General features: G+C 73.0%; 16 protein-coding genes. 12 read left to right on the plus strand and 4 right to left on the minus strand.

What is annotated here, in order from left to right; translation table 11 throughout:
• The first annotated feature begins 213 nt into the window (after nucleotides 1–213).
• From LZ495_RS16270 to LZ495_RS16315, 10 genes are all read left to right on the plus strand, one after another.
• Nucleotides 214–4,434, plus strand: a complete 4,221-nt coding sequence (locus LZ495_RS16270; RefSeq protein ID WP_235053098.1) for a bifunctional nitrate reductase/sulfite reductase flavoprotein subunit alpha — start codon at nucleotides 214–216, stop codon at nucleotides 4,432–4,434.
• 408 nt (nucleotides 4,435–4,842) lie between these two features.
• Nucleotides 4,843–6,489, plus strand: coding sequence for an ABC transporter substrate-binding protein (locus LZ495_RS16275; protein ID WP_235052927.1), 1,647 nt, complete (start codon nucleotides 4,843–4,845; stop codon nucleotides 6,487–6,489).
• Nucleotides 6,490–6,495: 6 nt separating this feature from the next.
• Nucleotides 6,496–7,482 carry an ABC transporter permease gene (locus LZ495_RS16280; protein ID WP_235052928.1) on the plus strand — a complete coding sequence of 329 codons (987 nt, stop codon included), beginning with the start codon at nucleotides 6,496–6,498 and terminating at the stop codon, nucleotides 7,480–7,482.
• Between the two features lie 13 nt (nucleotides 7,483–7,495).
• The gene (locus LZ495_RS16285) at nucleotides 7,496–8,431 is read left to right on the plus strand and encodes an ABC transporter permease (protein WP_235052929.1); all 936 of its coding nucleotides are present in this window, start codon (nucleotides 7,496–7,498) and stop codon (nucleotides 8,429–8,431) included.
• The gene (locus LZ495_RS16290) at nucleotides 8,428–10,233 is read left to right on the plus strand and encodes a dipeptide ABC transporter ATP-binding protein (protein WP_235052930.1); all 1,806 of its coding nucleotides are present in this window, start codon (nucleotides 8,428–8,430) and stop codon (nucleotides 10,231–10,233) included. The genes LZ495_RS16285 and LZ495_RS16290 overlap by 4 nt, the downstream gene beginning before the upstream one ends.
• A gap of 54 nt (nucleotides 10,234–10,287) precedes the next feature.
• Nucleotides 10,288–10,857, plus strand: coding sequence for an NADPH-dependent FMN reductase (gene ssuE, locus LZ495_RS16295; protein ID WP_235052931.1), 570 nt, complete (start codon nucleotides 10,288–10,290; stop codon nucleotides 10,855–10,857).
• A gap of 18 nt (nucleotides 10,858–10,875) precedes the next feature.
• Entirely contained in the window at nucleotides 10,876–12,108 is a 1,233-nt protein-coding gene (locus LZ495_RS16300; protein WP_235052932.1) for an LLM class flavin-dependent oxidoreductase, read from the plus strand.
• 19 nt (nucleotides 12,109–12,127) lie between these two features.
• Entirely contained in the window at nucleotides 12,128–13,546 is a 1,419-nt protein-coding gene (locus tag LZ495_RS16305) for an NtaA/DmoA family FMN-dependent monooxygenase (RefSeq protein ID WP_235052933.1), read from the plus strand.
• Nucleotides 13,543–14,640 (plus strand): LLM class flavin-dependent oxidoreductase, encoded by a 1,098-nt coding sequence (locus LZ495_RS16310; RefSeq protein WP_235052934.1) that lies wholly within the window; start codon nucleotides 13,543–13,545, stop codon nucleotides 14,638–14,640. Before LZ495_RS16305 ends, LZ495_RS16310 begins: the two co-directional genes overlap by 4 nt.
• A gap of 364 nt (nucleotides 14,641–15,004) precedes the next feature.
• Nucleotides 15,005–17,200: an arylsulfotransferase family protein gene (locus LZ495_RS16315; protein WP_235052935.1), complete on the plus strand. Its 2,196-nt coding sequence runs from the start codon at nucleotides 15,005–15,007 to the stop codon at nucleotides 17,198–17,200.
• Nucleotides 17,201–17,325: 125 nt separating this feature from the next.
• Here LZ495_RS16315 and LZ495_RS16320 read toward each other — a convergent pair whose 3' ends face one another.
• From LZ495_RS16320 to LZ495_RS16330, 4 genes are all read right to left on the minus strand, one after another.
• A complete protein-coding gene (locus LZ495_RS16320; RefSeq protein WP_235052936.1) occupies nucleotides 17,326–18,588 on the minus strand; it encodes an LLM class flavin-dependent oxidoreductase in 1,263 nt (420 codons plus the stop codon).
• 216 nt (nucleotides 18,589–18,804) lie between these two features.
• Nucleotides 18,805–18,939, minus strand: coding sequence for a putative leader peptide (locus LZ495_RS45285; RefSeq protein ID WP_372498579.1), 135 nt, complete (start codon nucleotides 18,937–18,939; stop codon nucleotides 18,805–18,807).
• A 111-nt stretch (nucleotides 18,940–19,050) separates the two neighbouring features.
• Nucleotides 19,051–19,296, minus strand: coding sequence for a DUF5133 domain-containing protein (locus tag LZ495_RS16325; protein ID WP_235052937.1), 246 nt, complete (start codon nucleotides 19,294–19,296; stop codon nucleotides 19,051–19,053).
• Nucleotides 19,297–19,637: 341 nt separating this feature from the next.
• The gene (locus tag LZ495_RS16330) at nucleotides 19,638–19,859 is read right to left on the minus strand and encodes a hypothetical protein (RefSeq protein WP_235052938.1); all 222 of its coding nucleotides are present in this window, start codon (nucleotides 19,857–19,859) and stop codon (nucleotides 19,638–19,640) included.
• 324 nt (nucleotides 19,860–20,183) lie between these two features.
• On the opposite strand from LZ495_RS16330, the gene LZ495_RS16335 reads away from it, so the two are divergent.
• Nucleotides 20,184–21,785 (plus strand): phytoene desaturase family protein, encoded by a 1,602-nt coding sequence (locus LZ495_RS16335; protein ID WP_235052939.1) that lies wholly within the window; start codon nucleotides 20,184–20,186, stop codon nucleotides 21,783–21,785.
• Nucleotides 21,786–21,892: 107 nt separating this feature from the next.
• Nucleotides 21,893–22,117: a hypothetical protein gene (locus tag LZ495_RS16340; protein WP_235052940.1), complete on the plus strand. Its 225-nt coding sequence runs from the start codon at nucleotides 21,893–21,895 to the stop codon at nucleotides 22,115–22,117.
• Nucleotides 22,118–22,260 lie beyond the last annotated feature (143 nt).

Here is a 22,260-nt window from a genome sequence, read left to right on the forward strand (position 1 = left end):
CAACCGCGTACCGCCGCCCGCGGATCTCACAGGTCCGGAGCGGAGATGTCGGACGGGCGTAAACACCCAAGATCCGTCCGTGTGACGTGGGCGTAACCGGGACGTCCTAGGTTCGAAGCGCGCAGACCGGACAGATCGAGGGGGATCCGCGTGGCGGCACAACCGACCGAGCAGGTCCGCACCGCCTGCTCGTACTGCGGCGTCGGCTGCGGCATGGTCCTCGACATCGGCATGGGCCCCGACGGGCGCCGGACCGTCCTCAAGGCCTCCGGCGACAAGACTCACCCCGCGAACCTCGGCCGCCTGTGCACCAAGGGCGCCACCACCGCCGACATGCTGGCCGCCCCCGGCCGGCTGGCCACCGCACTGGTCCGCCCGGAGCGGGGCGCCGAGGCCGTCCCCGCGGGCGTCGACGCCGCGGTCGCCGTGACCGCCCGTCGGCTGCGCGCGATCGTCGACGAGCACGGCCCGGACGCGGTCGCGCTGTATGTCTCCGGGCAGATGACCCTGGAGGCCCAGTACCTGGCCAACAAGCTCGCCAAGGGCTTCCTGGGCACGAACCAGATCGAGTCCAATTCGCGGCTGTGCATGGCCAGCGCGGGGACCGGCTACAAGCTGTCGCTCGGTGCGGACGGCCCGCCCGGCTCGTACGACGACCTCGACAAGGCCGACCTCTTCCTGGTCATCGGCTCCAACATGGCCGACTGCCACCCCATCCTCTTCCTGCGCATGATGGACCGCGTCAAGGCCGGCGCGAAGCTGATCGTCGTCGACCCGCGCCGCACCGCGACCGCCGCCAAAGCGGACCTCTTCCTCCAGATCCGGCCCGGCACCGACCTCGCGCTGCTCAACGGCCTGCTGCACCTGCTGCACGCCGCCGGGCACACCGACGCCGGCTTCATCGCCGAGCACACCGAGGGCTGGGACGCGATGCCCGGGTTCCTCGCCGACTACGCCCCGGACGCGGTGGCCGCCCTCACCGGCATCCCCGAAGCGGACATCCGCACCGCCGCCGCGTGGATCGGCGCTGCGGGGGAGTGGACGAGCTGCTGGACCATGGGCCTCAACCAGAGCACCCACGGCACCTGGAACACCAACGCCCTGGTCAACCTGCACCTCGCCACCGGCGCGATATGCCGCCCGGGCAGCGGCCCCTTCTCGCTGACCGGCCAGCCGAACGCCATGGGCGGCCGCGAGATGGGCTACATGGGCCCGGGCCTCCCCGGCCAGCGCTCGGTCCTGGCCGCCGACGACCGGGCGTTCGCCGAGGAGCTGTGGGGCCTGCCCGCGGGCACCATCCGCGAGGACGGCAGCGGCCAGGGCACCGTCGACATGTTCCGGCGCATGGCCGACGGTGAGATCAAGGCCTGCTGGATCATCTGCACCAACCCGGTCGCCTCGGTGGCCAACCGCCGCAACGTCATCGAGGGTCTCGAAGCCGCCGAATTCGTGGTCGTCCAGGACGTGTTCGCGGATACTGAGACCAACGCGTACGCCGACGTCATCCTGCCCGGCGCGCTGTGGACCGAGACCGACGGCGTCCTGGTCAACAGCGAACGCAACCTCACCCTCGCCCGCCAAGCCGTCGACCCGCCCGGCGAGGCGACCGCCGACTGGCGGCTCATCGCCCGGGTGGCCTGCGCGATGGGCTACGAAGAGGCCTTCTCCTACGGCAGCGCCGAGGAGATCTTCGAGGAGATCAAGCAGGCCTGGAACCCCAAGTCCGGCTACGACCTGCGCGGCGTGACCTACGACCGGCTGCGCGAGACTCCCGTGCAGTGGCCCGCGCCCGACGCGGACGGCCCGGCCCGCAACCCCATCCGGTACGTCGGCGATGACGGCCGCCCGGTCTTCCCGACCCCGAGCGGCCGGGCAGTGTTCCACCCCCGACCGCATCTCGCCCCCGCCGAAATGCCGGACGATGCCTTCCCGTTCGTGCTCAACACCGGCCGCCTGCAGCACCAGTGGCACACCCTCACCAAGACCGGCAAGGTCGGCAAACTCAACAAACTGAACCCGGCCCCCTTCGTCGAGATCCACCCGGACGACGCCCGCTCCCTCGGCATCGCCGACGGCGACCCGGTCGAGGTGGCCTCGCGGCGCGGCCGGGCGGTGCTGCCCGCGGCGGTGAGCGACCGGGTGCTGCCCGGCTGCTGCTTCGCGCCCTTCCACTGGAACGACCTGTTCGGCGAGTACCTGAGCGTCAACGCGGTGACGAACGACGCGGTCGACCCGCTCTCCTTCCAACCCGAGCTCAAGGTCTGCGCGGTGTCGCTGGCGAAGGTCGCGGCCCCCACCCCGGTGCCGGACGCGCCCGCGGACGAACTCCCGGACGCCGGCACCGCCCCGGACGCCTTCGCGGCCGCCTTCCCCGACCCTTTCGCGATGCCTGCGGACGGCAGCCCCGAAGCCGCCGCCGCCCGGATCTTCGGCCTGGCCCCGGCCCCGCGGCCCGAACTGGGCGATGCGGGCCGCCGCTACCTCGCCGGCTTCCTGGCCGGAGTCGCGGCCGGGGCACCGGGCGTCCCGGTGATCCCGCGCAGCGCCCCCTTCACCGAGGAGCAGGCCCAGTGGGTGGACGGCGTGCTCGCGGGTCTCTACTCGCGGGACCCCGGCCACCGCCCCGCACCGGGCACCGGCCGCGACCCCGGGCGCGGACCCGGTACGCCCGGCAGTGGCGCCGCACCCGCGGATCCGGCTCCGGCCCCGGCTTCCGTCCTGACCGCTGCCGCGCCCGGCAGCGACGTCACCGTCTTGTGGGCCTCGCAGACCGGCAACGCCGAGGACTTCGCCAACGCCACCGCGGCCCGCCTCACCGCCGCCGGGCACCGCGTCACCCTCGAGGACATGGACACCGCCGACCCGGAGGCCCTCCCCGCGGGCGACCTCCTGCTGATCACCAGCACCTTCGGGGACGGCGACGCCCCCGACAACGGCGCCGGTTTCTGGTCGGCCCTGGCCGGCAGCGAGATCGCCGGGCTGGCCGACGTCCGGTACGCGGTCCTGGCGTTCGGGGATTCCTCGTACGACGACTTCTGCGGCCACGGCCGGCGGCTCGACGAGCGCATGGCGCAGCAGGGCGCGGTCCGCCTCACCGACCGCGTCGACTGCGAACCCGACTACGAACCGGACGCCGCGGCATGGCTGGACCGCGTCGTCACCGCCCTCGCCGAGCCCGCGCCCGCCCCGCTGCCCGCGCTCGCCGCCGGGCCGGCGTCCGCTCCCGCACCGGCTGCCCCGCGCTGGATCTCTTCCCTGATCCCGAGCGCCCCAGCCCCTGCACCAGCCGGCCTCGGCACCGAAACCGGCGTCGCGAAGCCGGTGCCGGCGATGGCCCGCCTGACCGGCAACCGGCTGCTCAGCCTCCCCGGCGCCGGCAAGGAGGTCCGCCGCTTCGCCTTCGACCTCGGCAGCCTCCCCGGCGCGCCCTCCTACCAGGCCGGCGACGTCCTCGCCGTCCACCCGTCCAACTGCCCCGACCTGGTAGCCGAATGGCTCGCCGCGACCGGCCTCGACAGCGGCACCGAGGTCGACGTCCCCGGCATCGGCCCGGTCGCCTTCGGCACCGCGCTCCACCGCCACCTCGACATCACCCGCATCACCGGCGACCTGCTGCGCTTCACCGCGGAACGCAGCGGCGCCCGCGAACTCCGCGACATCCTGCGCGGCGACGCCAAGACCCGCCTGGCGCAGTGGTCGTGGGGCCGCCAAGCGGTCGACGTGGTGGCCGAGCACGCGGTCCGGGCCACCGCACAGGACTGGACGGGCGTCCTCAAGCGCCTGCAGCCGCGCCGCTACTCGATATCGTCCAGTCCGCTCGCGGACCCGCGCGAAGTCGCCCTCACCGTCTCGGTCGTCCGCTACGAGAACGCCGCGGGCCGCCCCCGCAAGGGCGTCTGCTCGGCCTTCCTCGCCGACGCGGCGCCCGGCACCCCGATCCCGGTCCACGTCCAGCGCGCCCCGCACTTCCGCCCGCCCGCCGACCCGGCCACCCCGATGGTCATGGTCGGCCCCGGCACCGGCATCGCGCCCTTCCTCGGCTTCCTCGGCGAACGCCGCGCGCTCGGCCACCGCGCCCCGAACTGGCTCTTCTTCGGCGAGCAGCACCGGGCCACCGACTTCTACTACGAGGACGAGCTGGACGCCTTCCGCCGCGACGGCACCCTCGCCCGCCTCGACACCGCCTTCTCCCGCGACCAGCGCGCCAAGATCTACGTGCAGGACCGCATGCGCGAGAACGGCTCGCGGCTGTGGTCCTGGCTGCAGGACGGCGCGCACTTCTACGTCTGCGGCGACGCGTCCCGCATGGCGAAGGACGTCGACCAGGCGCTCCGCGACATCGCCGCCGTGCACGGCGGCCTGACCTCCGACGCCGCAGCCGCGTACGTCAAGCAACTCGCCGCCGACAAGCGCTACGTCCGCGACGTCTACTGACCGCGCAGCCCGCCCCGGTTGACAAAGAGTTCATGTGGGCGTTGCAACTACCTTGCGGGGAGCTCTTGTTGACCTTGGGGCCAGCCTCCTAGGCTCGCAGAATGCACCTTGACCTGTGCAGCCGCCGGCACGTGGACTACGGGCGCGTGCACAGCGCGCGCTGTTGCCGCCACTGCCGCTGAGCCGGCCCGTGCGGGCGCTGCCGTCGAGCCGCCCGCGGTATCTGCCGATTCCTGCTTTCGCCTGACCGCGTCGGAGTCCCCGACGCGCCAGGTCCTGCCGTCCTGCCCGGCCTCGCGGTCCGCACCGGCATTGTCCGGCGGCCCGTCCCCTGGTCCGTTCCCCGGCCCGATCGCCTTCCCGGCTGCCGCCCGTGCGGCAGTCCGCGCATGCTCACAGGAGCTCCCCGTGCTCGTTCCCCGCCGTACCCGTCTGCTTGCCCACCTGCCCGGCCGCCGCAGAGCCGTCGCGGCCGGTGCCGCCGCGCTCGCGCTGGCCGCCACCGCGGCGTGCTCCGGCGCCGACCCCGCGGGGAACACCGCGGCGGACGCCGGTCCGCCGGTCTCCGGCGGGACGCTGTCGTTCGCCCTCGCGATCGACCCCACCTGCCTGGACCCGCAGCAGTACGGCCTCAACGCGAGCCTCAACATCGGCCGCCAGCTCGTCGACTCGCTGACCGACCAGGACCCGGCGACCGGCGAGATCAAGCCCTGGCTCGCGCAGTCCTGGGAGGTCAACCCGCAGGCCACCGCCTTCACCTTCAAGCTGCGCCCGGGCGTGACGTTCAGCGACGGCACCCCGGTCGACGCCGCCGCGGTCAAGGCCAACTTCGACACCGTCGCGACGCTCGGCGCCAAGGCGGTCATCGCCTCCGGATACCTGGTCGGCTACCAGGGCGCGACGGTCGTCGACCCGAGCACCGTGCGCATCGAATTCAAGGCGCCCAGCGCCCAGTTCCTGCAGGCCACCGCCACCGTCTCGCTCGGCCTGCTGTCCACCGCGACGCTCGCGAAGACCCCCGAAGAGCGCTGCCTCGGGGCGCTGGTGGGCTCGGGGCCGTTCGTGTTCGGGTCGTACAAGGCGAACCAGAGCGTCGAGATCACCCGCCGCGCGGGCTACGCGTGGGGCTCGCCGCTGTGGACGAAGTCCGGCGAGGCGTACCTCGACAAGGTGGTCTACAAGATCATTCCGGAGTCCGGGGTACGGGCCGGCGCGCTGGAATCCGGCCAGGTCGACGCGATCAGCGACATCCAGCCGCAGGACGAGGCCCGGTTCGCGACCGGCTACCGCGTGGTCACGCGGCCCAACCCGGGCTTCGTCTTCGCCCTGCAGCCCAACGCCGCCCGCCCGGTGCTGGACGACGAGCGTGTCCGGCAGGCGATCCAGAAGGCCGTGGACCGGCCCGAGCTCTCCAAGACCGTGCTCAGCCCGCTCTACAAGCCGGCCACCAGCGTGCTGGCCGCGGTCACCCCCGGCTACACCGACCTCTCGGCCGCACTCGCGTACGACCCGGAGGGCGCGAAGCGCATCCTCGACGCGGCAGGCTGGGTGCCCGGCGCGGACGGCATCCGCGCCAAGGACGGCCGCAAGCTGAGCCTGGACGTCGTCTTCGGTTCGGCGTTCAACGCCAGCCAGTCGGTGCTCGAACTCGTGCAGCAGCAGCTCAAGCGGGTCGGCGTCGACCTGCGGCTGCGCAAGCTCGCGATCGGCGACCAGAACAACGTGATCGCCGCGGGCGACTTCGACTTCACCTACTACAACGTCACGCGGGCCGACCCGGACGTCCTGCGCGTGATCTTCGGCACCCAGGGCACCAACCGCGGCCGCCTGCCCGCCGGCCCCCAGGACACTGCGCTGACCCAGCAGGCGCAGCTCGTCGACCCGGCCGCACGAGCCGCCCAGGTCGCCGAGGCGCAGCGGCAACTGGTCGACCGCGGCTACGCGATCCCGCTGTTCGAACTCGCCCAGGTGCACGGCTTCTCGGCGAAGGTGCAGGGGGTCACGCTGGACGCGTCGTCGCGGCTGACCTTCCACGACACCTGGATCAAGGGCTGACCCGCGGTGGCCAGGTACCTTCTGCGGCGGCTCGGCCAGGCGGCGTTCGTGCTCTGGGCGGCGTTCACCCTGTCGTACGCGATCCTGTTCGTCCTGCCCGGCGACCCGGTGGACATCAAGCTGGGCGGCCTCGAATCGAACGCCGCGCCCGAGCAGATCGCCGAGGTGCGCGACCGGTACGGCATCGGCGACCCGCTGCTCGTGCAGTACGGCAAGGCACTGCGCAACGCGCTCGCGGGCGACTTCGGGCACTCGATCCAGACCGGCGCGGAGGTCCGCACCACCATCACGGACGCACTGCCCGAGACGCTCAAGCTGACCGCGTTCGCGCTGCTCCTCGCGGTGGTGTTCGGCGCGGGGATCGCGCTGCTGGCGACCTACGTGCGCGGCCGGGCCCTGCGGCAACTGCTCTTGTCCGTCCCGGCGGTCGGCATCTCGGTGCCGGTCTTCTGGGTCGGGCTGCTGCTGATCCAGGTCGTGTCGTTCCAATGGCGGCTGCTGCCCGCACTCGGCAACGACGGCTTCGAGAGCCTGGTGCTGCCCGCCGTCACGCTGGCGCTGCCGGTCGGCGCGATGATCGCGCAGGTGCTGGCCAAGAGCATGACCACCGCGCTGGCTGCGCCGTATATCGGCACCGCGCGGGCCAAGGGCGCCGGGCGGGTCCGCATCCACTTCCGGCACGCCCTGCGCAACGCCTCGCTGCCGACCCTGACGCTGTTCGGCGTGGTGGCCGGGAACCTGGTGACCGAGGCGGTGGTCGTCGAGACGGTGTTCTCCCGGGCCGGCCTCGGGCGGGTGACTGCGTTCGCGGTGGACCGGCAGGACATCCCGGTGGTGCAGGGCGTCGTCGTGCTGTCCGCGCTGATCTTCGTGGCGGTCAGCCTGCTGCTCGACGTGCTCTACCCGCTCCTCGACCCGCGCATCGCCCGCGACCGCGCGCCGCTCCGGCGGTCCGCGGCCCGGGCCTCGGCGGTCCAGGGGGCGGCGGCATGAAAGAGGGGGAGACATGGTGACGGCAGTCGAGCGGCTGCCCGTGCCGCCGCAGGACGCGAAAAAGCCGGTGGCGCCCACGGATCCGGCGGGTCCGGCGAGCCGCGGCCGCCGCCTCGCGCGCCGGGCCGGCACCGCGGCCAGGTTCGTGGCCGCCCGTCCCGGGTTGCTCGTCTCGTGCGTGGTCGTGGCCCTCGTCCTGCTGGCCGCGGTGGCCCCCGGGCTCCTCGCGGGCGGCGACCCGCTCACCGGGACCCCGGCCGAACGCCTGCAAGGCCCCAGTGCCGAGCACCTGTTCGGCACCGACCAACTGGGCCGCGACCTGTTCACCCGGGTCGTGCACGCGACATCGCTCTCGCTGCGGGCCACCGCGCTCGCGGTGGCGGTATCGCTCGTGGTCGGCGGATCGCTCGGCCTGGTCGCCGGGTTCGTCGGCGGGGCGCTCGACGACGCGGTGATGCGGCTCGTCGACGTGCTCCAGGCGATCCCGCGGCTGCTGATGTCCCTCGCGGTGGTCACGGCACTCGGCTTCGGCACCACCAAGGTCGCCTTCGCGGTGGGCATCGCGGCCGCGGCCGGGTTCGCCCGCGTGATGCGCGCCGAGGTGCTGCGGGTCCGGCAGGCCGAGTACGTCGAGGCGGCCCGGGCCTGCGGGGTGCGCCCGTCCGGGGTGCTCCTGAGGCACGTCCTGCCGAACGCCTGGGGGCCGGTGCTGGTCATGGCCGCCCTGGAGTTCGGCACCGCGATCCTCGCCGTGTCCGCACTCAGCTTCCTCGGCTTCGGCGCCACGCCGCCCACCCCCGAGTGGGGCGCCCTGGTCTCGGACGGCCGCAACTTCGTGGCCACCGCGTGGTGGCTGACCACGTTCCCGGGCCTGGTGATCGCCGCGACCGTGCTGTCCGCGAACCGCATCTCGCGGGCCCTCGACACCGAACGAGGAGACGACCGTTGAGCAGCAAGGACGCTTCCTTCCCGGCATCCCCCGGCCCCGCCGGCCCGGACGAGCCGCTGCTGGAGATCCTCGGCCTGGACGTCGCGTACCGGAGCCGGAACGGCACCTCCCGCCCCGCCGTGCGCGGTGCCTCGCTGACCGTGGCACCGGGCGAAGTCGTCGCGGTGGTCGGAGAGTCCGGATCCGGCAAGAGCACCACCGCGCACGCCGTCCTCGGCCTCCTGCCGTACGGCGGCCGGGTCACCGGCGGCACGATCCGCTTCGCCGGCCGCGACCTGCTCACCCTCGGCGAGAAGGAACTGGACGCGGTCCGCGGGCCCGGCATCGGCTTCATCCCGCAGGACCCCAACGTCTCGCTCAACCCCGTCCAGCGGATCGGCCACCAGGTCGCCGAGGCGCTGCGCGTGCACGGAATGGCCGTCGACGCCCGCGCCGCGCACGCCCGCGCGGTCGAACTCCTCGGCGAGGCCGGGCTGCCCGCACCGCACATCCGCGCCCGGCAGTACCCGCACGAACTGTCCGGCGGAATGCGGCAGCGCGTCCTGATCGCCATCGCGCTGGCCTGCCGGCCGCGCCTGGTGATCGCGGACGAGCCCACCAGCGCGCTCGACGTCACCGTGCAGCGCCGGATCCTCGACCACCTGGAGGCCCTCACCCAGGAGCACGGCACCGCCGTGCTGCTGATCACCCACGACCTCGGCGTTGCCGCCGACCGGGCCGACCGGGTCGTCGTGATGTCCGACGGCGAAGTCGTCGAACACGGCGCCGCGGACCGGGTTCTGAGCGCTCCGGAACACCCCTACACGCGGGCGTTGCTGGCTGCGGCGCCGGGACTCGACGACCTGCCGCGCGGCGTCGGGGGTGGCGGGGGAGGCGGCGGCAACGAGAGCGGACGCGGCAGCAACGGGAGCGGACGCGGCAGCGGGGACGGCGGCGCGGACCGGCCGACCGCGCAACTCGTCTCCGTCGCGGGGCTGGTCAAGGAATTCCCGCTGCCCGGCGGCGACCAGCTGCGGGCGGTCGACGACGTCGCATTCCATATCGCCCCCGGCGAGACACTCGCGCTGGTCGGCGAGTCCGGCTCCGGAAAGTCGACGACCGCCCGCCTCGTGCTCGGCCTGGAGCACAGCACCGACGGGCGGATCGACGTCGCCGGTACCCGGCTCACCGACCTGGCCGGCCCCGGGCGGCGGCGCCCGCGGCGGGCCGCCCGGACCGAGCTGCGGGCCCTGCGGCGCCGCGTCCAGATCGTGTCGCAGAACCCGTACGCGTCCCTGGACCCGAGGTTCCGGGTCGCCGACATCGTCGCCGAGCCGCTGCGTGCCTTCGGTATCGGCAACCGCAGAGAACGCCGGGACCGGGTGGCCGAGTTGCTCGATCAGGTGGCGCTGCCGCCGGACCTCGCCGACCGGCGTCCGGGGGAACTCTCCGGGGGGCAGCGGCAGCGCGTCGCGATCGCCAGGGCCCTCGCGCCCGGGCCCGATCTCGTCGTGTGCGACGAGCCGACCTCGGCACTGGACGTGGCCGTGCAGGCCCAGATCCTCGACCTGCTGGCCGGACTGCAGCGCGATCTGGGCGTGGCGATCCTCTTCATCTCGCACGACCTGGCGGTGGTGCGGCGCATCGCGCACCGGGTCGCCGTCATGCGCGCCGGCCGGATCGTCGAGACAGGCGACGTCGAACGCGTCCTCACCGACCCGCGGCACGACTACACGCGGGACCTGATCGACGCCGTGCCCGGCCGTCGCCGCCGCCCCGGCCCGGTCGAAACCGGCGCAGAAGTGGTGGGTGTCCCTGGGTAGTTCATCGATGGGCCCGCTCCACCTGCCTCGACCCCCTCTTCCCGGAGTACCGCCATGGCTTCCGTTCTGACCCTCTGGGGATCCCCTTCCGGGACCTCCCGCACCGGCATCGTCGCCGGCCACGTCTCCGACCGCCTCGAGGCGGCCGGCCACCGCGTCGACCGGCTCGCGGTCCGCGACCTGCCCGCCCAGGCCCTGCTGCACGCCGACTTCGGCGACCCCGCCCTGCGCGAGGCCATCGCCGCGGTCGAGAAGGCCGACGCGCTGGTCGTCGCCAGCCCCGTCTACAAGGCCGCGTACAGCGGCGTGCTCAAGGTCTTCCTCGACGTACTCCCGCAGTTCGCGCTGCGCGGCAAGGCGGTGCTCCCGGTGCTCACCGGCGGCACTCCCGCCCACGTCCTCGCCCTCGACTACGCGCTGCGGCCCGTGCTCACCTCGCTCGGTGCGACGCACGTGGCGCAGGGCTGGTTCGTGCACGAGGCATACGTGCACCCCGCCGAAGGCGACGGCGAGCACCGCGTCGACGCCGAGGGCGTGGCCCCGCTCCTCGACCTCGTCGATGCGTTCGCCGCGCACCTGTCCGCCACTTCCGCCGCGCCCGCCCCCGCGTCGGACCGGCCCTGAAAGGAGGGCGAGACCGCCATGACCGAAGCACTCGCGAACAGCCCCGGAACCGAACCTGCCGCACCCCTGCACCTGGCCGTCGCCCTGGACGGCGCCGGCTGGCACCCGGCCGCTTGGCGCGAGCCGGACGCCCGGCCCGCCGACCTGTTCGGCGCCGCGTACTGGGCCGATCTGGTCCGCGAAGCCGAGCACGGACTGCTCGATTTCGCCACCCTGGAGGACTCGCTCGGCTTCCAGTCCGACCACCCCCAGCACGCCGACGACCGCACCGACCGGGTCCGCGGCCGCCTCGACGCGGTCCTCATCGCCGCCCGGATCGGCCCGCTGACCGACCGCATCGGCCTCGTGCCGACCATCGTGACCACCCTGACCGAGCCGTTCCACCTGGCCAAGGCCATAGCCACGCTGGACTACACGAGCACCGGCCGGGCCGGGGTGCGCGCCCAGGTGTCGCTGCGCCCCGCGGACCTTGCCCTCTTCGGCCGCCGCGAGGCCCCCGACGTCGATTTCCTCACCGGCCCGCCCGAGCGCCTGCGCGCCGTGCTCGAAGACGCCTTCGACGAGACCGCCGACTACATCGAAGTGCTCCGGCGCCTGTGGGACAGCTGGGAGGACGACGCCGAGATCCGGGACGCCGCCACCGGCCGCTTCGTGGACCGCGACAAGCTCCACTACATCGACTTCGAGGGCCGCTGGTTCGACGTCAAGGGACCCTCGATCACCCCGCGCCCGCCCCAGGGCCAGCCGCTGGTGACCGCACTCGTCCACCAGGAGACCGGGCACCGGCTGCTGGCCCGTTCCGCCGACGTCGGCTTCGTCACCCCGCACAGCACTGGCGAGGCCCGCACGATCGTCGCCGGGATCCGGGCCGCCCAGGAAGCCGCCGGCACCGCCGCCCGCCCGCTGCACGTGTTCGGCGACCTGGTCGTCTTCCTCGACGCGACCGAGGCCGCCGCCCGGGACCGCCGCGACCGGCTCGACGCGGCCGCCGGCGCGCCGTACACCAGCGATGCCGAGATCTTCGCGGGCACCGCGGCGCAACTCGCCGACCTGCTCCTCGAACGGCGTACCGCCGGACTGTCCGGCTTCCGGCTGCGGCCCGCCGCGCTGCCGCACGACCTCCTCGGGATCACCCGCGCCCTGGTGCCCGAACTGCAGCGGCGCGGCGCCTTCCGCACCGCGTACGAGGCCGGCACCCTGCGCGGCCACCTCGGGCTGGAGCGCCCGGCCAACCGCTACGCGCACCTCTGAGCGAAAGGCACCACCAGCCATGAGCAACGCCGTCGACCCACCGGCCCGGCACAACGACCGCCCCCGCAAGCGGATCCATCTCGCGGCGCACTTCCCCGGGGTCAACAACACGACGGTCTGGAGCGATCCCCGCTCCGGCAGCCACATCGACTTCAAGTCGTTCGTGCACTTCGCGCAGACCGCCGAACGCGCCAAGTTCGACTTCCTGTTCCTCGCCGAAGGCCTGCGGCTGCGCGAGCAGCGCGGCCGCATCTACGACCTCGACGTCGTCGGCCGCCCCGACACCTTCACCGTCCTGGCCGCCCTCGCCGCGGTCACCGACCGCCTCGGCCTGACCGGCACGATCAACTCCACCTTCAACGAACCGTACGAAGTGGCAAGGCAGTTCGCCAGCCTCGACCACCTCTCCGCGGGCCGCGCCGCCTGGAACGTGGTGACTTCCTGGGACGCCTTCACCGGCGAGAACTTCCGCCGCGGCGGCTTCCTGCCGCGCGACCAGCGGTACGAGCGCGCCCGGACCTTCCTGCACACCACCTGGGAGCTGTTCGACTCCTGGCACGGCGGCGAGATCCTCGCCGACAAGGAGTCCGGCACCTTCCTCGCCGACCCCGACGCAGGCCGGTTCGCGCACCACGACGCGCACTTCTCCATCTCCGGCCGCTTCAACGTGCCGCGCAGCCCGCAGGGCCGGCCGGTGATCTTCCAGGCCGGGGACTCCGAGGAAGGCCGCGAATTCGCCGCCTCCTCCGCCGACGCCATCTTCAGCCGGCACGCCCGGCTCGAGGAAGGCCAGGCGTTCTACCGCGACGTGAAGAGCCGGCTGGCCCGCTACGGCCGGGCCCGCGACGACCTGAAGATCCTGCCCGCCGCGACCTTCGTGCTCGGCGCCACCGACGCGGAGGCCGCCGAGCGGTCCCGCGAGGTCGCCCGGCAGCAGGTCAGCGGGCGCACCGCGATCGCCTTCCTGGAACGCGTATGGAACCGCGACCTGTCCGACCACGACCCGGACGGCCCGCTGCCCTCGGTCGACCCGTACGTCGGCGAGACGACGCTCTCCCGGGGCCGCGCCGACACGGTGTCCGGACCGGACAAGCTCCGGGTGGCCCGCGAATGGCGCGAACTGGCCGAGGCCGAGAAGCTGACCTCCCGCGAGCTGGTCATCAAGCTGCACGGCCGGCACGCGTTCGTCGGCAGCCCGGCCACCGTCGCCGACCGCATCGACGAACTCGTGCAGAACGACGCCGCCGACGGCGTCATCCTCGTCCCGCACATCACCCCCGGCGGTCTCGACGAGTTCGCCGACACGGTCGTCCCGCTGCTCCAGGAGCGCGGCGCCTTCCGGACCGAGTACGAGGGCGAGACGCTGCGCGACCACCTCGGGCTGCGCCCGCCCCAGCGCCTCGGCCGCGCCGCCGGAGAGGAGCGCAACGCGTCGTGAAGTTCCTGACCATCACGCTCATCGTGCACACTCCGGACCCGGCCACCGGACGTGCGGTGCCCACCCGGGAGCGCTTCCGGCAGGTCGTCGAATCCGCCCGGGTGGCCGAGGAATTGGGCTTCGACGGGTTCGGAGTGGGGGAGCGGCACGAGTACCCCTTCGTGTCCTCCTCGCCGCCCGTCGTGCTCTCCCACATCGCGGCGGTCACGTCCCGGATCCGGTTGTTCACCGCGGTCACCACGCTCAGCCTGCTCGACCCGGTCCGGGCCTACGAGGACTACGCCACCCTCGACAACCTGAGCGACGGGCGCCTCGAACTGATCATCGGCAAGGGCAACGGCGAGGCCCAGCGCCGCCTCTTCAGCGTCACGCCCGAGGACCAGTGGGCGCGCAACGCCGAGTCGTACGAGCTGTTCCTGCGCATCTGGCGGGACCACAAGGTCACCGCCCGGCCGCGGTTCCGGCCCGAGCTGGCCGACGCCGAGGTGTGGCCGCTGCCGCTGCAGCAGCCCATCCGCATCTGGCACGGCAGCGCGACGAGCCGCGAATCGGTCGACCTGGCCGCACGCTACGGCGACCCGCTGTTCTCGGCCAACGTCACCAATCCCGTCGAGCCGTACGCTCAGCTGGTCCGCCACTACCGCGAGCGGTGGGCGGCGTACGGGCACGATCCGGCCGCCCTGGCGGTGGGGGCGGGGACTGCGGGCTTCCACGTCGAGAAGCGCTCGCAGGACGCCCTGGCCACGTACCGGCCCGCCTTCGAACACCAGCTCGCCTTCATGCAGCAGCACGGAATCGAACCGGTGTTCGCCACCTACGAGGACTACCTCGAACGCAGTTCCGCCCTGATCGGCAGCCCGCAGCAGATCGTGGAGAAGGTCCACCGCTACCACGAACACCTCGGCCACACCGTCCTGCACCTGTCCGCCGACGCCACCGGCCTGGACACCGCGACCCACCACCGTGCGCTGGAGCTGTTCCAGTCCGACGTCGCACCGGTCCTCCGGCGCGAGATCCCGGACCCGCCGTGGGGGTGGGGGAGCCCGGCCACCGCCGACCTGTCCGACACGGCGGCCGTCCCGGTGGGCGGCTGACGGCAGGGGGACGCAGAGCGGCGGCGCCTTCGGGACATCTGTCCGGAGGCGCCGCCGCTTTTGCGGTGAGTCTGTGCAACCCGGCATGCCGCTCAAGTCTCTTCATGATGACAAACTCCCTCCCCCGGGGTGAGCCGGCGGAAGGGAGCCATCTCGGTTTTGGGGGATCTCTGTGAGACTCGCACGGCGTCGCACCACAGCACTGGTCACCACGGGCGCGGTGCTGGTGTCCGGTGGGCTGTTCGCGGTCCAAGGGCCCGCCGCTGCCGCCGATGAGCGGCCGCTCGGGTGTACGGAGGGAGCTTGGGAAAACGACCTGCAGATCACCGTGCCGCGAACACCCGGTGCGGCTCCCGGTGTCCTTATGGCGGATCTCGCGTCACCCGGCAGCGGGTGGGGCCACGGCCAGATCGGCTTCGCCGACGACGGCAGGGTGATCCTGGGGTTCTCCGGCGCCAGGCCGCGCAGCGACACCGGAACGTTTCAGTACCGCGGACAGAGGGTGGTGGTGCACCGGGTCTTCGGGGGTTGGCATATCCGCGACATGGCCGGGCAATTCATCAGGGAAATCGCCGACCTGGAAGACCGCAGCGGTGTCGAGCACAACCTCACGCCATCCGCGGACGGCAACCGCGTCCTCCTGTCGACGTCCGAAAGCGTTCCGGTCGACCTCTCGCCTTACGGCGGACCAGCACAAGGCGTCGCCTTGCAAGGCGTGGTCCGCGAGATCGACATTGCGACCGGGGAGACATTGTTCGAGTGGAAGAGCCTCGGCCCCGGCGGCATCCCCCTCGGCGACTCGACGGTCGACTTCGGTTCCTCCGGCGACTACTTGCATCTCAACGCCGCGACCTATGACACGGACGGCAACTTCCTGCTCTCCGCCACCAATACCGGCGCCGTCTACAAACTCGACCGGGCGGCCAGGACCATCACCTGGACGCTCGGGGGAAAACGCAGCACGGTCACTGTGTCCGGAGACCCGGTCGGACTCGCCCGCCCGCAAGACGTCCGCCGCCAAGCGGACGGCCGTCTCAGCGTCTTCGACGACCATCCCGCACCCGGCACTGCCCGAGCGGTCGCGTACACGCTGAACGAGCAGGCGAAAACCGCCGCGCTGAGCAGGCAGTTCGTCCCCAGCCCGGCGCTGCCGGACGCCGGGACCGGCGGCAGCCAGCCGCTCCCCAATGGCAACTACCTCGTCACCTTCGGCGCTCAGCGCATCGTCCGGGAGTACACCCCGAGCGGGGCCGTGGCGTTCGAAGGGCGCTTCCCGGAATACGAGCCCTACCGCGTCCAGCGCGAGGTCTGGTCGCAGTCCGGACTCGGCTTGGTGGTGTACCCGGAATGCCACGACCGCAACATCGGTGGCGACCTGGCCGCGATAGTCAGTCTCGCGGGGGCGACCGACGTGGCCACATGGGAGGTCTGGGCCGGCGCGCGAGAGACCGCCCTTCGCAAGGTCGCCGCGTTCCCGGCCACGGACTTCTACACGAAGGTGACCGCGACGCTGGGGTGGGAAGGCGCGCTGTACCGGTTCCGGGCCGTCGACAGCAGCGGACGGGTGCTCGCCACCTCGGCGACGTACAGCCGGGGGCCCATCGAAGAGAAGTACGCGGAGCTGGGCGGACCCGGATCCTGGCTCGGCAATCCGGTCGGGGACCGGTACGTCTTCCCCCACCACTTCCCGGCGCAGAACTACGAGCACGGCGCGATCATCGCAAGGACCGCGATGACGCTCGGCGCGTTGGGCGCATACCTGCGCAGCAAGGACGTCTACGGCCCCATGGGGATGCCGGCGGCGGACACCGCGGACGTCCCCGGCGGGCAGGTCACCGTGTTCGGCGGCGGCGTGGTCCTGGAATCGGCGGCCACCGGGGCGCACTGGATGCGCACCAAGTACGCCGACGCACGCACCGCGAACCTGTGGCTCGGCTTCCCCGTCGGCGACGAGGAAACGCGGTGCGAGAACAGTTCCGGCGGAGCGGAGCCGCTCACCCGGGTGCGGTTCGGCAACGGGGCGCTGATCGAGACGCCCGGTGAGGGGCGCGTCTTCGAAGTCCATGGCGGCATCTGGATCACCTACGCCTCGTTCAAGGAGCGCTGCGGCTTCCTCGGCTTCCCGACCTCGAACGAGACCGCCGCGGCGGACGGGCAGGGCCGCTTCGGCACCTTCGAGCGCGGTGCCGTCTACTGGTCGCCCGCGACCGGCGAGGCATTCGAGGTGCACGGCGCGGTCCGCAACAAGTGGGCCGAACTCGGCGCGGAGCGCGGCTTCCTCGGCTATCCGATCACCAACGAGCTGCCGACCGCGGGCAATACCGGCGCCTACAACCACTTCCAGCGCGGCTCGGTGTTCTGGAGCCCCGCCACCGGCGCCCACGAGGTCCACGGCGGGATCCGCGACGCGTGGGCCAGGGTCGGCTGGCAAGGCGGCCGGCTCGGCTTCCCGACCTCCGACGAGTTCGCGCCGTCCGACGGGTACCGGCGGCAGGACTTCCAGGGCGGCTACGTCATGTGGAGCGCGGCCACGGGCAAGGCGGAGGTCTTCTACCGCTGACAGGGCGGGCGCGATCCGGGAAGACGGGCAAATTGCGGGCCCGGCAGCCGACTTGGCTGCCGGGCCTTCCCGTTGCCGGGCTTCGGGTGCGGGATGAGGGCGGATCGGCCGCGGCCCGGGGCCGGTCAGCCGCGATCCGCCCAGGCCTTGGCGAGGAGTTCGTACGACCGCACCCGGTCCGCATGCCGGTGCGTGATCGTGGTGATGGCCAGTTCGTCGGCGCCGGTCGCGTCCCGCAGCTGCACGAGCCGGGCGGCCACCGTCTCCGGAGAGCCGACCAGTTGCGTCTCCACCCGGTCGCGTACCAGGGCGCGGTCCGCCTCGCTCCACTCGTGCGCGAGCGCTTCCTCCGGGGAAGGGAAGGGGATCGCCGAGAGGCCGCGGCGGATGCTGCGCACCCAGAGTGCGTAGCCCGCGGCCAGTTCACGGGCGGTCGCATCGTCGTCGGCGACCACGATGTCCGCGGAGACCGACACGTACGGCCGGTCGAGGTTTTCCGACGGCCGGAACGCCGCCCGGTACGCCTCCACCGAGTCCACCACCGTGCTGGGACTGTGGTGGTACGAGGCCGCGAAGCGCAGGCCGCGCGCCCCTGCGGTCCGGGCGCTCTCGCCGCCCGACGCGCCCAGCACCCAGACCTGCAGGTCGGCACCCTCGCCCGGGTAGGCGTGCGCCGCCGTGCCGTCCGGGGTGCGGTAGTCGCCCGCGAGGAGGTCGAGCACCTGGGCGATCTGCCCGTCGTACTCCGGCGTCCAGGCCCCCGGCTGCTGCAGCAGGCCCAGCAGCGCGCCGACGCGCGCCGGGTCCGCGATCTTGGCGATGTCCACTTGCGCGGGGAGGAGGAGGCCGTTGGCGGTACGGCGGTCGGTGCTGTGGTCGACGCCGCCGCGCTTCGCCCGATAGGTGCTGAGCGCGGTGACCGCGGGGTCGGAATGGGGGGTGGGCGGTTCGGCCGGTGCCTGCTGTGCAGGCTGCGTCGGCGTCTGTGCCGGCTCCCGATTCAGGGCCTGATTCGGGGCCTGATCCGAGGGCTGCTTCGGGGGCTGGCGACCGATCGAGCGGCCGATGCCCAGGTCGAGGCGGCCGGGGAACACCGCGTCGAGCAGGCCGAATTCCTCGACCGCGGACAGCGGCGTGCGATGGCCGAAGAGCACTCCCGCGGACCCGAGCCTGATGCTGCGCGTCGCCGGTCCCACGAGCGCGATGGCCACGGCGGGGGAGACGCCCAGCACACCCGGGTTGAGGTGGTGTTCGGCGAACCAGTAGCGGGTGTAGCCGAATTCCTCGGCCCGGCGGGCCAGGTCGACGGCGTTCGCCACGGCTTCACGGTGCGTGTCGCCCTGGCTGAGCGGGAGCAGGTCGAGGACGGCAAGTGGTGTGGGGCTCACGGGTGTTCTCCTCCGGGGAGCGGAAGGCCGGAACGGGAGTGCGCATCCCGGCGTGACGGCGGAGGCGAACGGGGGCGGAGCCGGGCACGCAGGCGCCGGAACGGCCGCGGCGCGGTGCGGCCGTGTCCTCGTACGGAATCACGCGGGGAAGGGAAGAGGAAGGTGCGTGGCAGAAGGCGGATCGGCCGGGCGCACAGGGCCGAGGCGCGCCGAGGATCAGCGACAGCGCGAACCGGCGGACCGGCACAGGTCGATCGCCCGGCGCCGGGTCAGCAGCGTGACCGGCAGGCATGTCGGCCGCATCCGCTGTCCTTCCCCGAGTTCCAGGTGAGACCGCCCGTGAACGGCCATGTCCTGGAAGCTAACCCAGGCCCCGCCGCGATGTCCACGGCACCGGAAGGGACTTAACACTCCCGGCACAACCCGGCAATGTCGCGGGGGCAGGAAGTGATCAGGTGCGCGTCACGCGGTCAGCGGGGGACCGGAGTCCGGGCTGCGGTGCCCGTCGGCCCGCGGGGCGGGGAAGCGGCGGCGGGCAATGGCCAGTGCGGCGTGCAGCTCCCGCGTACCGGTTGCGATGCACAGGTTGTAGACCACGTCCGCGTACCTGCGGCGTGCCGCGGGCGAGCCTTCGGCGGCGTTCAGGCTGCTCAGTGCCTCGTACTGGTCGAGCAGGTTGCGCAGCAGCACGGGATGCCCCATCAACATGCGCGTTTCCTTCCGCCCGGCGGCACTGTCGGCCGTGTCCGGCACGGATACCCGGTCTCCGACGTGTCATGCACGCGTGCATGCGTCAACGTGCATGCGTCAAGGAGCCGGGTATTGCCCGGCGAGGAGATTGCCCGGCATGGGAGTTTTCCCGCATGGAGTGCGATACGCGGGGCAGCGCGCAAGAGAGAGACCGTCCCGGGGAATCGGCCCGGCTGTTCCGGCCTCGGTGCAGACACCAGGTCGCACCCTCGCCGTCGAACGCGTGTCCGCCCGAGGCCCTCTCGTGAGCTGTGCGGGCCTCCGGCGCCGCGTGGGCCTACCGGAGGTCTCGCTCAGTCTCAGTTGTGGGAGTCCTTGCGTCGGGACTTCGCGCGCGAACGCCGCCAGACCAGCAGCCCGACCGTCGCCGCCGCAGCGCCGAACAGGGGCTTCCGGCGGCCCGCCATGCCCCCGCGGCCGCGCACGGCACCATGCTCTTCCGCCTTCGCGCGGACGTCGTCAGGGGTCGGCGTGGAGATCGGCGCCGAGTGTTCCGTACGGGGGTCGGGGCCATCGGCCACGGCCGGCTCCTCTCGTCGCGGGCCGTCGCTGCCGTCCGCATGATCAGCAGTCGTTCCGGCCCGCGCCGCCGCTACCCCGTACCGGGACTGCGACACATGCGAACGGCGACGGCCGGCTGTCTCAGCCGGCTGTCTCGGCCGGCGACCCTGGACGGACCAGCCGGAACAGGCGCAGGGTCTTCGTCCGCTGACCTGCATGACCATGCGGTCGCCGGGCAGCCGCCACGCGGGTGCCATGATGATCATCTGTGCCGCGGGACCACGTGCCGGGACCGGTGTGCCGGTACCCGTGTGCCGGGACCCGAGGAGCCCTGAGGAGGCCTTATGACCGACGCCGCCGATGCCGACGCCGTGATCGTGGGCGCCGGGCCGAACGGGCTCGTGGCCGCCAACATCCTGGCCGATGCCGGCTGGCGCGTCCTCGTCCTGGAGGCGCAGCCCGCACCCGGCGGCGCGGTGCGCAGCGACCGCGGCGTGCACCCGGACTTCGTGCACGACCTGTTCAGCGCCTTCCACCCGCTCGCGGTCGCCTCTCCCGCCATCGCCGCACTCGGCCTGCACGAGCACGGGCTGCGCTGGAGCCATGCCCCCGCGGTGCTCGCGCATCCGCTGCCCGGCGGGCGTTGCGCGGTGGTGCGCCGCGGCACCGAGGCGACCGCCACCGGGCTCGAACGCAGTTTCGGGGCCGCGGACGCCGACGCCTGGCGCCGGCTTGCCGCGCTCTGGGACCGGCTCGACCCGCACTTCGTGGACGCCCTGCTCAAACCGTTCCCGCCGGTCCGCACCGGTCTTGCGCTGGCCGCCCGGCTCAAGCCCTCCGAGGCGCTGCGCCTGGCCCGGTTCCTCACGCTGCCGGTACGCCGCCTCGGCGAGGAGGAGTTCACGGGGCCCGACGCCGGCGCCGCGATGCTGCTCGCGGGCTGCGCGCTGCACGCCGACCTGCACCCGGAGGCGCCGCCGAGCACCGTGTTCGGCTGGCTGCTGGCGATGCTCGGCGAGCAGCACGGCTGGCCCGCCCCGGTCGGCGGCGCGGGCGCGCTCACCGATGCGCTCGTCCGGCGCCTGGAGTCCCGCGGGGGTGCGGTGCGCTGCGGTACGCGGGTCGCGTCCGTCGTGGTGCGGCGGGGCACGGCGCTGGGCGTGGTCACTGCCGACGGCGACCCGGTCCGGGCCCGCAAGGCCGTTCTGGCCGACGTCGCCGCGCCTGCGCTCTACGGCGGCCTGGTGTCCTGGGACGACCTCCCGCCCGCGCTGCGCGGCGATATGCGCCGATTCCAATGGGACTTGGCCACCTTCAAGGTCGACTGGGCGCTCGACGGGCCGATCCCGTGGGAGGCATCCGAGACCGCCGAGGCCGGGACCGTTCATCTGGCCGCGGGCATGGACGAACTCTCCGACCACGCGGTCCAGGTCGCCTCGGGGCGGGTGCCCGCGAAGCCGTTCGTGATGCTGGGCCAGATGACCACCGCGGACCCCACCCGTTCGCCGGCCGGCACGGAGTCGGTGTGGGCGTACACGCACGTGCCGCGGCGCATCCGCGAGGACCTGGGCGAGGGCGGCCGGGTGACCGGGAGCTGGGACGAGAGCGAGGCGGAGGCGTTCGCCGCCCGCGTCGAGGCCCAGGTCGAACGCTTCGCGCCCGGCTGGACGTCGCGCATCGTCGGGCGGCGCATCCTGACGCCTCCGGTGCTGGAGTCCATGAACGAGAACCTGGTCGACGGGGCCCTCAACGGCGGCACCGCGGCGATCCACCAGCAGCTCTTCTTCCGCCCGGTGCCGGGGACCGGCGGTCCGGGAACTCCGGTCAAGCGCTTGTTCCTTGCCTCGGCGTCCGCGCATCCGGGCGGGGGAGTGCACGGGGCCTGCGGCGCGAACGCGGCACGGGCGGCGCTGCGCGCCCAGCGCCTCCGCCTTCCGTCGCGCTGAGGAGCGGCTCCTTCTTTCTCCTGGCGTTCTCCTGGCATTCTCCTGGCTTTTTCCGCGGATTCGGAACGCCGCGACTCATCGGCGGCGGGCCGGGTAGCCGCGGCGGCATGGATACGCTCCCGATCGCTGCTGTCACGTCCGCCTGGCCGTTCACCTGGGTGGCGGTACCTGCCTTCTTGGTGGTCGCCGCTCTTATGGCCCTGCTCTTCCGGGAGCACGCGGCACGGCGGCGTCGGCGGCATGTGGTCCGGTACGCCGACGTCCACCCACTGCGCGGGTTCGGCAACTTCGGTGTGCGGCCCATGAGTTGGACGCAGCGCGACGACCGGTGACGCGGTGCGGGCAGGCGGGACGCGGGGCGGGGCAGGCAAACCGGACTGCTGCGCTCCCCTTCCCGATCGTCCGCGCATGCATGCCGGCGCGCGGGTCGGGCACCCGCACTCCGGCGGGGACTCCGCCCCCGCACCGGAACCGG

The sequence above is a fragment of the Yinghuangia soli genome (assembly GCF_021502675.1).
GTDB lineage: Bacteria > Actinomycetota > Actinomycetes > Streptomycetales > Streptomycetaceae > Yinghuangia > Yinghuangia soli.

Coding starts and splice junctions, on each gene's coding strand:
- LZ495_RS16315 (WP_235052935.1), top strand. CDS start 15,005: ATGGCGGATCTCGCGTCACCCGGCAGCGGGTGGGGCCACGGCCAGATC.
- LZ495_RS16325 (WP_235052937.1), bottom strand. CDS start 19,296: ATGTTGATGGGGCATCCCGTGCTGCTGCGCAACCTGCTCGACCAGTAC.
- LZ495_RS16300 (WP_235052932.1), top strand. CDS start 10,876: ATGACCGAAGCACTCGCGAACAGCCCCGGAACCGAACCTGCCGCACCC.
- LZ495_RS16340 (WP_235052940.1), top strand. CDS start 21,893: ATGGATACGCTCCCGATCGCTGCTGTCACGTCCGCCTGGCCGTTCACC.
- ssuE (WP_235052931.1), top strand. CDS start 10,288: ATGGCTTCCGTTCTGACCCTCTGGGGATCCCCTTCCGGGACCTCCCGC.
- LZ495_RS16305 (WP_235052933.1), top strand. CDS start 12,128: ATGAGCAACGCCGTCGACCCACCGGCCCGGCACAACGACCGCCCCCGC.
- LZ495_RS16285 (WP_235052929.1), top strand. CDS start 7,496: ATGGTGACGGCAGTCGAGCGGCTGCCCGTGCCGCCGCAGGACGCGAAA.
- LZ495_RS16270 (WP_235053098.1), top strand. CDS start 214: ATGGTCCTCGACATCGGCATGGGCCCCGACGGGCGCCGGACCGTCCTC.
- LZ495_RS16335 (WP_235052939.1), top strand. CDS start 20,184: ATGACCGACGCCGCCGATGCCGACGCCGTGATCGTGGGCGCCGGGCCG.
- LZ495_RS45285 (WP_372498579.1), bottom strand. CDS start 18,939: ATGGCCGTTCACGGGCGGTCTCACCTGGAACTCGGGGAAGGACAGCGG.